6 protein-coding genes are annotated in these 15,396 nt (G+C 70.5%); 3 read left to right on the forward strand and 3 right to left on the reverse strand.

Annotated features, from left to right (window positions below; all coding sequences use genetic code 11):
• Positions 1–7 precede the first annotated feature (7 nt).
• Entirely contained in the window at positions 8–1,393 is a 1,386-nt protein-coding gene (locus LWJ43_RS12205) for a DUF6716 putative glycosyltransferase (RefSeq protein WP_277332306.1), read from the reverse strand.
• A gap of 208 nt (positions 1,394–1,601) precedes the next feature.
• On the opposite strand from LWJ43_RS12205, the gene LWJ43_RS12210 reads away from it, so the two are divergent.
• The 3 genes from LWJ43_RS12210 to LWJ43_RS12220 all read left to right on the forward strand — a co-directional run bounded on the left by LWJ43_RS12210 (position 1,602) and on the right by LWJ43_RS12220 (position 5,225).
• Positions 1,602–2,603 carry a glycosyltransferase family 2 protein gene (locus LWJ43_RS12210; protein WP_277332307.1) on the forward strand — a complete coding sequence of 334 codons (1,002 nt, stop codon included), beginning with the start codon at positions 1,602–1,604 and terminating at the stop codon, positions 2,601–2,603.
• Positions 2,603–4,006: a polysialyltransferase family glycosyltransferase gene (locus tag LWJ43_RS12215; RefSeq protein WP_277332308.1), complete on the forward strand. Its 1,404-nt coding sequence runs from the start codon at positions 2,603–2,605 to the stop codon at positions 4,004–4,006. The genes LWJ43_RS12210 and LWJ43_RS12215 overlap by 1 nt, the downstream gene beginning before the upstream one ends.
• 64 nt (positions 4,007–4,070) lie before the next feature.
• Positions 4,071–5,225, forward strand: coding sequence for an acyltransferase family protein (locus LWJ43_RS12220; protein WP_277332309.1), 1,155 nt, complete (start codon positions 4,071–4,073; stop codon positions 5,223–5,225).
• A 154-nt stretch (positions 5,226–5,379) separates the two neighbouring features.
• On the opposite strand, the gene LWJ43_RS12225 is transcribed toward LWJ43_RS12220, so the two are convergent.
• Both LWJ43_RS12225 and LWJ43_RS12230 read right to left on the reverse strand, forming a co-directional pair.
• Positions 5,380–5,688, reverse strand: a complete 309-nt coding sequence (locus tag LWJ43_RS12225) for an Imm53 family immunity protein (protein ID WP_277332310.1) — start codon at positions 5,686–5,688, stop codon at positions 5,380–5,382.
• Positions 5,689–5,701: 13 nt separating this feature from the next.
• The gene (locus LWJ43_RS12230) at positions 5,702–15,238 is read right to left on the reverse strand and encodes a LamG-like jellyroll fold domain-containing protein (RefSeq protein WP_277332311.1); all 9,537 of its coding nucleotides are present in this window, start codon (positions 15,236–15,238) and stop codon (positions 5,702–5,704) included.
• Positions 15,239–15,396: the final 158 nt, after the last annotated feature.

Genomic DNA, 15,396 nt, shown 5'->3' on the forward strand with positions numbered 1-15,396 from the left:
TCGGTGGTCACAGCTCGCCCATCCGCCGGATCACGGGGGCTACCCGCTGGACTCCGTGGCGATAGGCGCCGCGCGCCGCGTTGCGTACGGTCTCGCGGACGGCACCCCGGACCCGGCCCGTCTCCCTGGGCGTGACGGCGCCCGGCAGCGGGTGGCCGTCGGGGCCCAGGTGGTGGCGGGCGAGGATGCCGGGGAGGTATCCGGGCGCGGTGGCGGGCGTGTAGTAGGGGGCGAGGCGGGGAAGCGGCCCGGCGGCCAGCAGTTCCTCGACGCGGCCGCGGGCGGTGTCGTAGGCGGAGGCGTACGAGCCGTCGGCGGCGACGCCCTGGCCGGCGAGCCACTCCTCGTCGGGTTCCGGGCGCATGCCGCCGTCGAGGTGGTCCCAGGACGTGATCAGGCCCGATCCGATGAAGTGGTGGTTGCCGAGGGCCTCGCGGACGCCGAGGTCGGAGAGGATCGCGGTCGGGATCCGCCGGTGCAGCGATTCCAGCGCGGCGGTCGAGGAAACGGTGACCAGCAGGTCGGTGCGGTCCAGGACCTCGCCCATGTGCCCGTACACCAGCCGGAAGTTGGGCGGCAGACCGCCGGGGATCCGCTCGGCGAGCCGCTGGTAGGGGAGTTCCTCGATGTGCGTGGTGTGCTCGCCCGGCTTGGAGCGCAGCTTCAGCAGCACCTCGCGGCCGGGGTGCAGCCGGGCGTGCTCGACGAGCCGGCGCAGCAGGTACGTGCGTTCGGCGCGGGATGCCGGTACGGAGGGCTGGGCCGCGAACACGACGGTGTCGCGGCCCTCCTCCGCCCCGTGCGGTTCCCCGCCGAGGAACGGCAGGGCCGCCTCGGTGACGGACGACGCGTCGGCACCCACGCCTTCGTACACGGCGCGGAACCGCGCGGCGTCGTGGCGGGAGTTGGCGAGGACGACGTCCGCGCCGTGGCGCAGCAGGAGTCCGTCGGCGAGCTTCTCGTAGACGACTCCGACGTAGCCCGTGACGACGACGGGCCTGCGGGGCAGTTCCAGTGCGGCCAGGCCGTGCAGCATCGCCTGGACCGCGCCGCCCACGAGGGCGAGGACGACGACGTCGTACGCCTCGTCCCGCACCGTGTGCAGGAACTCGACGGCCGTCACCTCACGCACCCGGGCGGCGTCGATCCCGACCTCGCCGACTTCGGCGAGCTGGCGGGGTGTCGGCGTGGCCCGGCCCCGCAGCAGCAGCCCGCTGATCTCCACCGGGCGGTCCGCCGCGGCGGACTCCGGGGCCCCGGAGAGGCGGCGCGCGGTGAGCGCGCCCCACTTCCAGCGGGTGTCGGAGTCGGCGAGCACGGCGATGCGGAGGACCGCTCGGCCGGCTGCTGGGGTGTCGGCCGGAGGGGCCGTGTCTTCGGTACGGGGGGGCACGTCCAAGAAGCTAGGAAGGCATTCCGAGGAGCGGCCCAACGCGGGGGCAACAGATGGTTAACAGCCCGCCGACGCTTGGGGATCGGGCTTCGGACGGCCCTTTTCGCCCAGGTGGGACGGACAGGTTAACGGAGCCGACACGGCTCGTTCATCCCTTGTCCTTGCCGGGGACAAGCCGCATGACAGGCCGCCGCCTAGCGTGAAGCCCGTGGTCAAGCTCTCCGTCATCGTGCCGTTCTACAACGTGCAGACATACGCGCCCGACACCCTCAGAAGCCTGCGTGCCAACGCGCGCAAGGACTTCGAGTTCGTCCTCGTCGACGACTGCTCCACGGACGGGACGACCGACATCCTGCGCCGTGCGCGGGACGACATCCCCGGGGCGGTCGTGATCAGACACGAACAGAACGGCGGGCTCGCCACCGCGCGGAACACCGGACTGGACGCCGCTACAGGGGAGTACCTCACCTTCCTGGACGGCGACGACTGGCTCGCCCCCGGTTACTACGAGCGGCTGCTCGCCGCCGCTCAGGACCTGGGGTGCGACTTCGTCCGCGCCGACCACGTGCAGGTCACCGGCAGGGCACGGACCGTGCACCGGGTGCCGCACGGGCTGCGGGGCGTTCCCTTCAGTCCGCGGGACGCCATCCTCCCGGCCGGCCGCACCACGTCGGTGGACTATCCGTACGCCTGGGCCGGCATCTACCACCGCCGTCTCGTCGACCGCGGACTGCTGCACTTCACGGACGGGCTGCGGACGGCCGAGGACCGCCCGTGGATCTGGCGTCTGCACCGGGAGGCGGAGAGCTTCGCCGCGGTCGGCCTGCTCGGCGTGTTCTACCGGCGCGGTGTCGCCTCCTCACTCACTCAGATCGGCGACGTCCGGCAGCTCGACTTCATCCGGGCGTTCGACCAGGTCATCGAGGAGACCACGCGGGATCCCGAGGCGGACAAGCTGCTGCCGAAGGCGGTCCGCACCTACACGGCCGTCATGGCGCACCACCTGAACTCCATCGAGAGGTTCGAACCGGCCGTCGCACGCAAGCTGCGCTCCATGAGCGCGGCCGCACTCCAGCGGCTGCCGCAGGACCTCCTCAGCGACACCCTGGACTCGCTCGGTGACCAGCGGGCGGCGCGGCTCCGCCGGCTCCGCCGCCGCCCGGTCCCCGCGGGGACCGTCCCCTCCGTCACCACAGGAGCCACCACCTGATGCCCGGCCGCCGTTCCACCCAGCTCTTCTTCGCCTGCTCGCAGTACGCCGCCGCCACGGTCACCGCCGCGATCCGGGCGGGCCTGTTCGGCCCGCGCGACGAACACCGTCGGCTGCTGGTCGTCAGCGACACCTCGTACGCCCCGGAAGTGGGCACCCCGCTCGACCGGATGGACGGATTCGAGTGCCTGCGGCCCGAGTTCGACGCCGTGATCTCCTGGAACGACTTCCTCAGCCCCTTCCACCCCGCGGGCTGGTTCCCGCGCGACCAGGACACCCTGCTCTGGGAGCGGTATCTGCGTCTGGCCTGGGACCTCGGTGACGGGCCGGTGGAGATCGCCTGCGAGTCCATCCAGGCGAACCCGTCGAACGCCGTCGCGAAGATCTTCAGCGAGAGCCCCGTCCACGTCTACGCCGACGGCCTGATGAGCTACGGCCCGACCCGGAGCAGGATCGACCCGCTGATCGGCACCCGGGTGCAGCGGCTCCTCCACCTGGATCTGGTGCCGGGCCTCAGGCCCCTGCTGCTGTCCGAGTTCGACGTCGAACCCGAGCTGGTCCCCACGGCCGAGTTCCTCAAGGTGCTGTCCGAACTGTCGGACGCCGCACCCGCGTTCACCGGCCTGCGGCATCAGGAAGCTCCCGCGCTGCTGCTCGGCCAGTACCTGTCGGCGATCGACGTCCTGACGCCCGCGGAGGAGGAGGACCTCCATGTGCGCATGGTGCGCGGTGCCGTCGGGCTCGGGCACCGCCACATCGTCTTCAAGCCGCACCCCGCCGCCCCGGCGGGCTGGTCCCGCGCCCTGGAGGAGGAGGCGGAGCGGCTGGGAGCCGAGCTGACCGTCCTGGACGCCCCGGTCATCGCGGAGGTGGTCTACCAGCGGCTGACTCCGGCCCTCGTCGTCGGCGCGTTCTCCACGGCTCTGCTCACCGCCGCCGCCTTCTACGGCATCCCGGTCGCCCGTATCGGGACGGACGCGCTGCTGAGCGGGCTGACCCCCTATCAGAACAGCAACCGTGTGCCGCTGACGATCGTCGACGCCCTGCTGCCCGACCTGGAGGACCCCGAGGCGGTCACCGCGTGGGCACTGCCGGACGAGAGCGGCGTCCAGCGGGAGCTCACCGGGCTGGTCACCTCCGTCGGCTTCGCGATGCAGCCGAAGATCTACCCGGAACTGCGTACCGCGGCCGAGGCGTTCCTGGCCCAGCAGCACCCGTCCGGCCGGGCGCGCTACTTCCGGCGCCGCCGTCTGACGGCGCTCGCCCTGCCCGGAGCACTGCCCTCGCAGCTCGGCTTCATCCCCCGCAACCCCACCGTGCGCAGGTTCGCGCGGCAGGCCAGGACCTGGCAGCGGGCGGCGAGCCGCCGCCTGCCGGGCGCGGGCCGGGTCAACGGCGGCTGAAGTCACGCACGACCGTCCGTCTTCCCGGGGGGAAGACCGTGGAAGACGTGGAAGGACCACCGAAGTGACAAGCGCGCCGCCCCTGCCTGCCCAGGCACCGATCGACCGCCCGGAACCCCGTCCCGCCGAACGCGGGGGCGGGGGCCGTCTGCGGGCCCTCGACGGGCTGCGCATCCTGGCCGCCCTGATGGTCTGCCTGTACCACTACGCGGGCAAGAACGGCCCGGTGGCGGAGGCCTGGGGGCAGTCGCCCGGCCTGAAGTTCCCCACGCTGTCGTCGTTCGCGACGTACGGCAGTCTCGGGGTGCAGCTGTTCTTCATCATCAGCGGCTTCGTGATCTGCATGAGCAGCTGGGGCCGGAGTCCTGGTGACTTCTTCCGCTCCCGGGTCGCCCGCCTGTATCCCGCCTACTGGGCGGCGATCGTCCTCATCACCGGCGCCGCGGTGCTGCTGCCGGTGGTCGTCCGCCCGCTGCCGCTCGACGAGCTCCTGGTCAACCTCACGATGCTCCAGCAGCCGATGGGGGTGGACCGGGTACTGGGGGTGTGCTGGACGCTCTGGGTGGAGATGCGGTTCTACCTGCTGTTCGCCGTGTTCGTGGTCTGGCGGGGCGTGACGTACCGCCGGGTGGTCGTCTTCTGCATCGGCTGGACGTTCGCGGCCGTCTTCGCCCGGATCGCGCAGACGCCGCTCACCGACGCCCTGGTGATGCGGGACCACGCCCCGTACTTCGTCGGCGGCCTGGCGCTCTACCTGATCCACCGCTACGGCAGCGACCTGCTGCTGTGGGGCATCGTGATCACCAGCTGGCTCCTGGGCCAGCGCTACTCGGTCACGGCCCTCTGGCACCCGGGCATGGAAGGCGACTTCGCGCGTTCGCCCTACGTCATCCAGGCGATCGTGACCCTGGCGTTCGTCGCCGTCGCCGCGGTGGCCCTGGGATGGCTCGGCTGGGCGAACTGGCGCTGGCTGACGGTCGCCGGCGCGCTCACCTACCCGTTCTACCTGCTCCACGAGCATCTGGGCTGGTTCGCGATCCGCATCATGAACCGGGCACTGCACCTGCCTCCGCAGGTGACGGTGGTGGCCGCGGTGGGCTGCATGCTCCTGCTGGCGTACGCGCTGCACCGCCTGGTGGAGAAACCGTTCGGCCCCCGGCTGAAGCGGGCGATGGCCGCGCAGGCGGCGAAGGTCGCGCTGCGGGAGCGGGTGGGCTGAGGGCCGGGGCGGAGCCGGGGGACGCGGCATCCGCTGCGGCTGTACACGGACCACAGCCACTTTCAGGGCGTCGGTTACCGCCCGACGGTGTTCACGTCCGCCACCCGACCGCCCGGACCTGCCCTGCACCCACGGTCCTCGGCGCAGGCATCTCTCAGTGCGAAGGCTCTCCGGAGCCCGGAGCGGTTCGTCCGGCCAGCTCTTCGAAGAACGCGTCCACCTCGTGGAGGGAGAGTGGGTCGCAGGCCGCGTGGAAGACGGTTCCGTCGTTCCAAGCGATCATCCACCCTCCCCCTGGAAGATCGCGCCTCACGCGTTCCACGTTCGCGCTCTCCATGTCCGTCTCGCTCACGTCGATCTCGATGTGCCACCCGGGATTGTCCGTCGTGGCCATTCTGATGCCGTATTCGTGCTCCCATTCCCCGTCGCAGTTGGATGCGTACCAGGATGGGATGAAACGCATTCCCTGATGCCCTTCAGGAGCATCCGAGGGGCTTTTCCCAGTCTTCGGGTGCACGCGCGTCGCCGCCGTTCGGTGAGTTGATGTGAGGGGTCGGCACGACTGTGCCATCCGCGTTCGTGTGCTCCGGCCCCTCCAGGTCGAACCGCTTCACGAGTTCGAACGGAGCCGGGTTGCGAGGATTCGTCTGCGGGGCCCACTCGGCGTACTTCTTGATTCGTCCCGTCTCGCCGTGGCGGACGAACGTCGTGTGCGGCCCTTCAGCATCGTAGTTGGGTCGCTGCCCGGGCTTCCGCCCCATATTGTGAACGAGGACGCTTTTGTCACCCGCCGCCACGTAGTACGTGTGGACGCTGTCCACCGAGAGGTTGAAGACCCGCTCCGAGCGCGTAAAGTCGGCGACCTTCGTCACCTGGACCCATGAACCGCCGCCCGTCCGCAGGTACTGGCCCGCTTCGAGTTCGCCGGCGGTGGCCCACTCGCCGAGGGAGGGCACCCAGAAGGAGTGACCGACGGTCGCGGTGATGACGTCCGTGGCATCGCCCCGGTCGCCGTCCGTGTCGACCGTCAGATGGACCAGGTGCTTGAGGCCCTCGCCCCTGATCGTGGCCGTCACCTCCTCGTCGGAGGTCTTCCCGGTCGTCGGATCGGTCGCCTGGACCTCGTCCCCCGCCTCGACCTCCTCGATCGGTCTGCGGGAGCCGTCGGCCATCACCACCTCGGTGCCGGCGACGAAGCTGTTACCGATGGCGTCCGCGGCCATGCTCGTGCAGGAGACGGCCGTCTCGACGCGGTCGACCGCCGTCTCGACCCGCTCCAGCTTGTCGGCGGCCTTCCCGATGTCGTCCGCGTACTTCGCGGCCTTCGACATCATCCGGCCGGCCTTCGCCGCCCGGACCACGCCCGCGCCCGCACCTCCGAGGACCAGTCCGCCGACGGTGGCCGCGGCCCAGGCGCACGCCTCCATGTCGCCCGTGGTGACGCAGGCCTTGATGTCGTTGAAGCCGGTGACCTCGCCCACGAAGTTGCCGACGTCCTTGACGCCCTCCCACACCGCGCCCCAGTCGGCGGCGTCCCTGACCGTCTCGACTACCGCCCCGACCTGCTGAGCCACAGCGTCACGGAGCGCGTCGGTCGCCTTCGCGACGTCCTGGATCACGTCCGCTGCGCCGTTGACCAGCATCGCCGGAAGGTTGGGATCTGCCGTGACGATCGCGACGCCGATCGTGATCAGCGGTTTCATCGCGGCGGTGATGGCCGGTATCGGATTGTGCTTCGCCACCTGGGCGGCGAACTGTCTGGCCTTCTTGGTGACCGCCGCTCTCGCCGCGTGGTACGCCTGTCTGGCCTGCGCGGCCTTCTCTCTCGCCCACTCGCGCGTCTGCCTCTCGGCGGACCGGTAGATCTTCTTCCCGTAGTCGACGATCGTCTTGAGGCCGGACTTCCGGTAGAGGTAGTTGACCGCCCTCCCCGCGAAGTCGAGGGCCTTGCTGAGGGCGGCGCGGGGGTTTCGGACCGCGTAGACGACCGCGTCCTTGACCCTCTTGGCGGTCTTGTACGCCTTCTTCACGTACTTGTTGTTCTTGATCTTCTTTATGACCTTCGAGCAGAACCCGCAGCTCGGCCAGTTCCCGTCAGGATCGCTGTAGTCCATGGGCGATCCGGCGCCGTAGGTGTACCGGTTGGCCAGGATCGAGCTGCCGGAGGCGTAGGTGTAGGAGTCGCGCGAATCGAACGCCCCGGTGCCCGGGTCGTACCAGCGGGCTCCCATGTTGACCTGGTCGGTGTCCGGGTCGGTCCAGTCGCCCTGGTAGCCGGCGTTGCCGGTGGTGTCGCCGGTCGTCTCCCCGAAGGGGTCGTAGGCCGTGGACGCCGTCAGGGCGGAGGCCGTACCGTCGGTCGCCGACATGTCCCCGACGACGTCGCCGTGCTTGTCGGTGACGGTCAGCTGCGCGTCTCCGGTGCCCTCCAGGACGGAGAGGATCTCGTCCGAGGCCCCGCGCCCGTAGGTGGAGTTGTTGTCCTTGACCGGGTCCGGCGTGAGACCCGCGTAGCTGAAGTCCGCGCCGTTGCGGGACGCGACGCGGTCCAGCGAGTCGTAGGTGTACTCGGTACCCGACTCACCCGCCGTCGTCATCCGGTCGAAGGCGTCGAAGGCGAACTCTTCGGTCAGGCCCGAGCTGGTCCGGGAGGCGAGGGTGCCACGGGCCGTGTGGTCGTAGGTGTAGTCCCCGTCCGACAGCAGCCGGTTGCGCTCGTCGAAGGTGGCGGCCTTCTCACCGTTCCCGGTCCTGTTCCCGCTGTCGTCCCAGCCGTACTCGGTGGTGGTGCCCTCGCTGGTCCAGGAGGTCAGCCGGCCGGCGTCGTCGTAGCCGTAGGTGTTCTCACCCGCGTCGGCCGTACCGGCGGTCTTCTTGCTGGTCAGGTGGTCGTCGCTGTCGTAGCCGTAATCGGTCGAGGCGATGGGCGCGCCGGTGGACGTGGACACCGTGTCGGTGTCCAGGCGGCCCAGTTCGTCGTACGTGAACTCGCGTGACTGGCCCGCACCGTAGTCGATCCGATCGACCGCGCCTGAACTGTCGTACCCGTAGTTCTGGGTGCTGCCCGTGAGCGGGTCGGTCGTCGAGGTCAGCTGCCGGCTGGTCCAGCCGAAGCTCGCCGTACCGGCCGCGTCCGTGCGGGAGACGAGCAGGCCGTCGCTGTTGTACGCGTAGGTGGCGTCCCCCGAGGGGCCGGCCGCCTCGAGCAGCGCACCGCGGTCGTCGTACGTGTACGTGTTGTCGCCCCCGGGCGCGGACGCCCGGGTGAGGCGGCCGGCCGCGTCGTACCGGAACGTCTTGGCCGCGGTCTCGGACTCGGCGCCGCTGCCGGTCTCCCCCACGAGCAGCCCGGCCCGGTCGTAGGTGCGTTCCCGGACGACTCCGCCCGGGGCCACGACCTTCACCGGCAGGCCCTCCACGTCGTACGAAGTGGTCCAGGTACGGTCCGCGAGGCCCGGGTCCCTCTCCGTGGCGGGTTCGGTCACCGACTCGGTCAGGCCGAGCGTGTTGAGCGTGTACAGCGTCGTGTTGCCCCGCCCGTCGGTGTAGCGGGTGCGGTTGCCGACCGCGTCGTAACCGAAGGACGTGGTGATCGACTTCTCGTCGGTCACCGGTTCGCGCTGGCTCGTGAGCCGGCCCAGGGCGTCGTACTCGTAACTGGTGACGTCGCCCAGCGGGTCGGTGGCCGAGGTCAGGTTGCCGGCGGCGTCGTATCCGTAGGTGACCTCGCGGATCGGGCTGTTGGTGGCGTCGAGGTCGGAGTCCTCGACGAGCCGGCCCAGGGTGTCGTACGTCTTGGCCGAGGTGCGGCCCTGACCGTCGGTGGTGCGGACCTCACGTCCGCTCATGTCGTAGCCGAGGTGGCTGACCACATTGCCCGGATCGGTCGCCCGGACCAGCTGCCCGAGCCCGTCGTACACGAAGGTGCTGTCGCCGCCACCGGGCAGGGTCTGCCGGACGACGTTGCCGGCGTCGTCATAGGTGTTGCGGGTCGTGAACGCCCCCGGCTGTGGCCTGCGTTCGATCTGCGTGCTCGTGACCGGCCGGTCCAGGTCGTCGTAGGTCGTCTCCGCCCGCGCGCCCGTCGGATCGGTGACCGACAGGAGCTGACCGGTGCGGGTGTACGTGTACGACCACTCTCCGCGTTCGTCGTCCTGGCCGACGGGCACCTTCTTCGAGGTGAGCCTGTTCTGCCGGTCGTAGGTGTAGCTGGTGACGGCGCCGCGGGGGTCGGTGGACTCCACCATGTTGCCCAGGGCGTCGTAGGCGTAGCCGACACGGGGGGTGAGGGCCTGTGCGGCGCCCGGCGCCAGGTAGTCGGGAGCGGTCGCGGTGGATGTCCGGCCCAGCCGGTCGTAGGTGGTGCGGTTGACGTTGCCGAGCGCGTCGACGGACTCGGTGACCGCCCCGAAGGTGTCGTACCCGGTGTAGGTGGTGGGGCGGGACGTGGTCGGAGTGGAGGCGGCGGTCTCCGTCAGCACCTCCGGCGCGGTGGTGGACAGCGGCCGGCCGATCTCGTCGTAGGCGTAGTCCGTCCGGTTGCCGCCCGGGTCGGTCACGGACGACACCAGGCCGCGCTGGTCGTAGTCGTAGAGGGTGGTCCGGCTCTCGGTGACGCCCTGGACGGTCTCCTGCTCGGCGTTGCCGGCGTCGTCGTAGGTGTAGCGGACGGTCTCCGGCGTCGCGTTGACCGGCCACGGCACGTTGGAGGCGGCGCCTCCGCTGGCGACGGTCTGCACGTTTCCGGCGAGGTCGTAGGTGTACGTGGTGCGGCGGGCCAGGCCGTCGGGGTCGGTGACCTCCGACGCGGTGCGGCCGACCGAGTCGTAGGTGTACGCGGTGACGAGTCTGCCGTTGTTGCCCTTCTCCTCCAGGAGGTTGCCCGCGCCGTCGTAGGTGTTGGCCGACACGACGATGTCCCGCGTGCTGCCGTCGGGGTCGTGGAAGTCCTCCAGTGTCACCGACTTGACCAGGTCGTCGCCGTAGTACTCGTAGGCGATGGTGCGGCCCATCGCGTCGGTGTGCCGGGCGACGCGGCCGGCCATGTCGTACGCGTACGACTGCAGGACCGTGTAGTCGTCGTCCCCGCCGTCGTCGTCCCAGTCGCGCAGCCGGGCTTCGGCCATCGAGCTGCGCGCGGTGTAGGCGTAGTCGAAGTGGTTGCCGTTGGCGTCCACCATCGACGCGCGGTTGCCGAGCGCGTCGTAGGTGTAGGCCGTCTCGCTGCCCTCCGCGTCGGTCACCGTCACCGGACGCCCGTGCTCGTCGTTCTCGAACGTCATGGCGCGCGGCTCGTCTCCCCCGAGCACGTCGCTGACCTCGGTGCCGACGACGTTGCCGTCGGCGTCGTAGGAGGTCGTCGTGCGCTGCTGGTGCTTCTGCAGGGTGACGACGTTGGTGGTGGCCGGTTCCGTGGTGGAGACGGTGCGGTTCAGCGCGTCGTAGGTGATGGTCACGGTCTCGCCGGCGGGCCGGGAGTCGGAGACGGTGGTCTCGGTCAGCTTGCGGCCGATCGCGTCGTACGTGAACGAGGTGACCAGACCGGAGGGTTCGGTGATCTGTGCCAGGTCGCCGCTGCTGAAGTACCGGTAGCGGGTGACCTTGCTCCGCGGGTCGGTCGACGTCAGCGGCAGACCGGTGGGCGTGTTGCCGCCGCCGACCGCGGGCTCGGCCCCCGTCGTGTACGTGTTCCTGACGGTGCCGTTGTCCGGGGAGACCTGCTGGGTGAGCAGACCGCGGGCGTCGTACTTGTACTGCGTACGGAAGTGGTTGTCCGTGGGGCCGGTGGAGCGGCCGTCCCGTGTCTCGGACGGCTGGTCGGCCCGCAGGTCCAGGTCGCCGGAGGGCGTGGGGTACGTGGTCCAGGCGGTCTGGCAGTCGCCCTTGGCCCGGCACGTGGTCCGGCTGATCACGTTGGAGCGGTCGTCGTAGCCGAGGGTGACCTTGTCACCTGTCTCGCTGATGACGCCGGTCTGGTTGCCCTTGTCGTCGTACTCGTAGCTCTGGATCGCGACGCCGTCGACGGGGTGCCGGATGAAGTCCGGTTCACTGCCGCCGTCGCCCGGCGGGTTGGTGCAGAACGACGGGTCCCCCGGGTCCGGTTCGGTGCAGATCTGCTCCGGCGGGTCCTCCGGGCCGGGGGACTCCCCCGGCTCCGGAACGCCCAGCCCCAGCGGCGTGCCGTAGCGCAGCATCTGGCCGGTCAGGCCGTCGTACTCGTAGAAGTACGGGGAGTCCGCCGGGTCGTGGACCTCGACCGTGCGGCGGAGGTCCTCGTCGTTGCCGAAGACGGCGGGCCGGCCGATCTTCCAGGTCCCGCCGTTGCTGTCGGTGTACTCCTCGACCCGGTCCCGGGAGACGTCGTACGACACCTCCGAGGCCTTGCGGCCGGAGGGCAGCGTCGTCCCGGTCAGCACGTCCGCGGTGCGGGTGGCCTCGCGGTAGTGGCCGGCGGCCGCCTCGGCTCCCAGCGGATGGTGGTAGACGGCCACCTCGTCGATGGTGCCGTTGAAGGAGCGCGCTCCGGTGGTGCCCCAGCCCGGCCAGGAGGCCGGGGTCGAGGCGTGGGCCGCTCCGATCTGGTTGTGGGTGAGCTCGCCGGCGACCGGCTGCCTGCCCGTGAGGGTCCCGGACAGCTTCCCGTCGAGGTACAGGGACTGTGTGGAGCCGGACAGGGAGAGCACGGCGTGGTGCCACTGGCCGTCGTTGACGTTCTTGGTGATGTCCGTGATCGGGGACACCGAGCCCGTCCAGAACTGGCCGCGCAGCTTCCCGTCGTTGCCGACGTACAGGGCGGGCACACCGACGCCCGGTGCCGTGCCCAGGGCCTTGTCCTGATAACCGATCAGCGGGCCGCCGGTCCCCGAGGCGATGGTCTTGAACCACACCTCGACCGCGGTGTCACGGCTCCGCTTGAGGGTCCCGGCCGGCAGGTCCACACGCGAGCTGGTGCCGTTGAACCTGGCCGCCGTGGACGTGTCACCGCTCAGCGCGCCGCCCTGGGCGAGCGTCACGTCCTTGTAGGTGCCCCGGTCCTTGCCGAGGTTCGTCTCCTTGGCGCTCCCGGCCGCGGTGCCCTCGTCCTCACCCAGCCGCCAGTACGACTCGGGACGGGCGTCGAGCACCCCGGTGGCGTAGTGGCTGCCCTTCCCGTAGCCGTACCGGGTGCATCCGCCGAGCGGGTCGCAGACGCTGTCGAGGACATCGCCGGTGTAGCCGTACGTCCACGTCCGGGCCGCCGCGCCGACGGCGGTGGTGGAGACCCCGGTGACGTGGGAACCGGTCCAGGTGAAGGTCATGGTCCGGCCGCTACGGGCGTGGCGGGCGCTCTGCAGCTTGCCCGACGACCACGTGTAGTTGACGACGTTCGAGGACGCGTCGGTGATCCTGACGAGCAGACCGCCGGTGGAGAAGTCGTAGGTGGTCCCCGACTTGTCCTGGAAGGCGTAGGTGTTGGCGGTGGCGTCGTACGTGAGCTTGGCGTAGCGGCCCGGGGGCGGGGCGAAGGTGCCGTCGGCGTTCCTGCCGAACCGGACGTCCTGACCGTCGGGGTAGCGGAGCACGACGTTGCCGCTGCCGTCGTTGTCAGGTGTGATCCGCATGTCGTACCGGGTGGTCCAGCCCGCGCCGAACGCCAGGTCGCGCCGGGGGTCGAGGCTGTTGTAGGTACGGACGAGTGTCAGGGCGGGGCCGACGGCGCTGATCGAGGCGTCGACGGCCGAGGTGGTGAAGTTGCCGACGTTCGGATCGAACTCCTGGGCCTGCGCCTGGGACAACCGCGAGGTGATCTCGGGCTGCGGGACCGCCGCGACCAGGGCCACCTGGGCGGTGGGCACCTCGTTGGACGCGTCCTTGACGAAGCCCCGCCACAGATAGGTCGTGCCCCATTTCAGGCGTCCGGCCGGTACCGGGTAGGCAGAGGCCGTCTGGTACGCGGAGGTGGTGCACGCGACGGGCTTGCCGTCCTTGTCCGCCTCGCAGATCTCGTACTTGTACTGGAGGGACGACCCGGGCGGAGCATCGATGTCGACACCGCTCGCCCACAGCTGCGGGGTCAGGGTCTGTGCCTGGTATCCGTTGGGCGGGAACTGCTCCTTGACGACGGGGGCGATGTCGAAGACCTGGAGGGTGAGCCTTCCCGGCGGCACCTGTTCGTCCGTGAACACCTTGCCGCCGGTACGGACCATGGTGAAGTCCAGCATGTACGCGCCCGGTGGCAGGGCCTTGATCGTCGCCTCCACCGTGGCCGTGGACCCACGCGCCACATTGCCGCTCAGGTTGGCGGTGCGCTGCTGCGTGACCAGGTGGCCCTTGGCGTCGTAGGCCCGGTAGGCGAGGTAGTAGGTGCTCGGCGTCCAGGTCTCCGCACCCTTGTTGGTGACCTTGACCTTGACCTTGCCGGCCTGGTTCTGGAGGACCGGCGGGTCGGGGACGGGGCTCGGGAAGGAGTAGGTGGCGCTGTACGGGGAGTGCGTGACGAAGAGCTTCGGCGGGTTGGCGGTGGCGTGCCCGGTGAACCTCTTGAACGCGAGGGCGTCCGTGGGTGAGGCGCGCAGCGACAGGCCGTAGTTCGGCTGGGTGCCGTCGACCCAGCGCTGGACCAGGTCGCGGCCGCCCTTGCCGAGGTCGAAGAGCGCACCGGCGGTGGGACAGGCCGAGCTGGACGCCCCGAGGGCGACGTGGCCGTAGGCGAACGACTTGGAGGTGAGCGCGCCGGCCACCGAGGGCCCCGGGTAGGCCGTGCCGGTGCCCTGCGCCCAGGAGCCGGTGACCGGGTGGACGGAGACCGCCCGCGGTCGGCACGATCCCGAGTCGTAGTTCACGACCTGGAGCTGGGCGCCGAAGATGCGGTGGTGGCTCAGCTCCTCGTCGAGTCCGGGGAAGCCGAGGAAGGAGTACGTCGCACCGGTCGTGCTCCTGCCGACCTGGAGCTCGCTCGACCCGACGACGGACGGCCCGCCGTCCCGCACGTACATCGAGGTCGAGGCGGAGGTGGCGTCGACGGAGGGGTCGAGCCGGACCGGGTAGGCGCGGCCGGGTTCGGCGAGCCAGGCGGCGTCCGCGTTCACCCGGAGCGTCTGCCGGCCGCCCTCCTCCCGCAGTTCGTACCGCACGGCCCGGGAGGTCGCGCCCGCGGCGTCCTCCATGAAGCCGGCCGGAATGAGCGCCTTCGTGCGGCCCTCGCTGTCCGCGAGGACGACCGCGCCGTCCTCGGTGCGGGCCGTCAGGCCCTGGAGTGCGAGGGGGAAGTCGAACTGCGTGGGGGCTTCGGCAGACCGCAGAAGGATCGTTTCCTTGACCCCGCCCGCATGGGAGTCGAGCCACAGGTCGGTGTCCGGCAGGACCTGCTCGTAGGTGACACGGCTGCCCTCCGCCTTTCCCGCGGCCGCCCCGGCGCCGTCGAGTGCGTAACCGAAGCGCTCGCCGGAGGCGAGGGTGAGGGTGACGAGCCGCTCGTCGTCCGCCCGGTCCGCGAGGTCGAGGCCGACGGCGTCGGCCCTGTTGGTCCAGCCGCCGTCCTGTTCGGCGAGACCGGTCCGGATGGGCTGCCAGGTCCCGTCCCGGTCACGGTAGTTGACGGGCGAGGTGGACACCTCGCTGGTGAGGGTGCCGTCCTCGTTGGCGTACGTGCGACTGTGCGCGTCGCGTTCGGCGACGATCTCCTCGCTGGTGTCCGGGTCGAAACCCTCCACCTCCGGCGTGGGTGCCGTGGTGACCTTCACGGCATTGGGGCGAGCGGAAGGACGTGCCGCCGGCGGCGGGGTGACCGGGTACTTGGCGCGCTGCGTCCGCGGCGCCCCCGTGTTGGCCCCGGCGTCGGCCTCGTGGCTGCGCCCTTCCGCGCTGCCCCAGCGCTGCCCGGGGCCCTCGGCCGCGGGGAGCCGTTCGGGGAAGAGCGGGAAGCCCGCCCCCGCCACGGCCACCGCGCCCACTGCGAACGTCACGAGCAGGGCAAGGGCGACGGTCCTGCCCCACAGCCCCCGCACCAGTCGGGACATCAGGAAGCCGCGCACGATTTTCTGGTACGACAGCACGGATCCCCCAAGTGCGCGACGTCACGGACCTGTTGATGCTGGGGCCACTGATCTCCGTGTGTCGAGACCGGCACACATTGTTCATGTACACGCCATTTCGAAGCGTTTCTTCTTCATGTTTTCGCTACCGCACCGTT

The organism is Streptomyces sp. JH34 (assembly GCF_029428875.1).
In the GTDB taxonomy this organism is placed as follows: domain Bacteria; phylum Actinomycetota; class Actinomycetes; order Streptomycetales; family Streptomycetaceae; genus Streptomyces.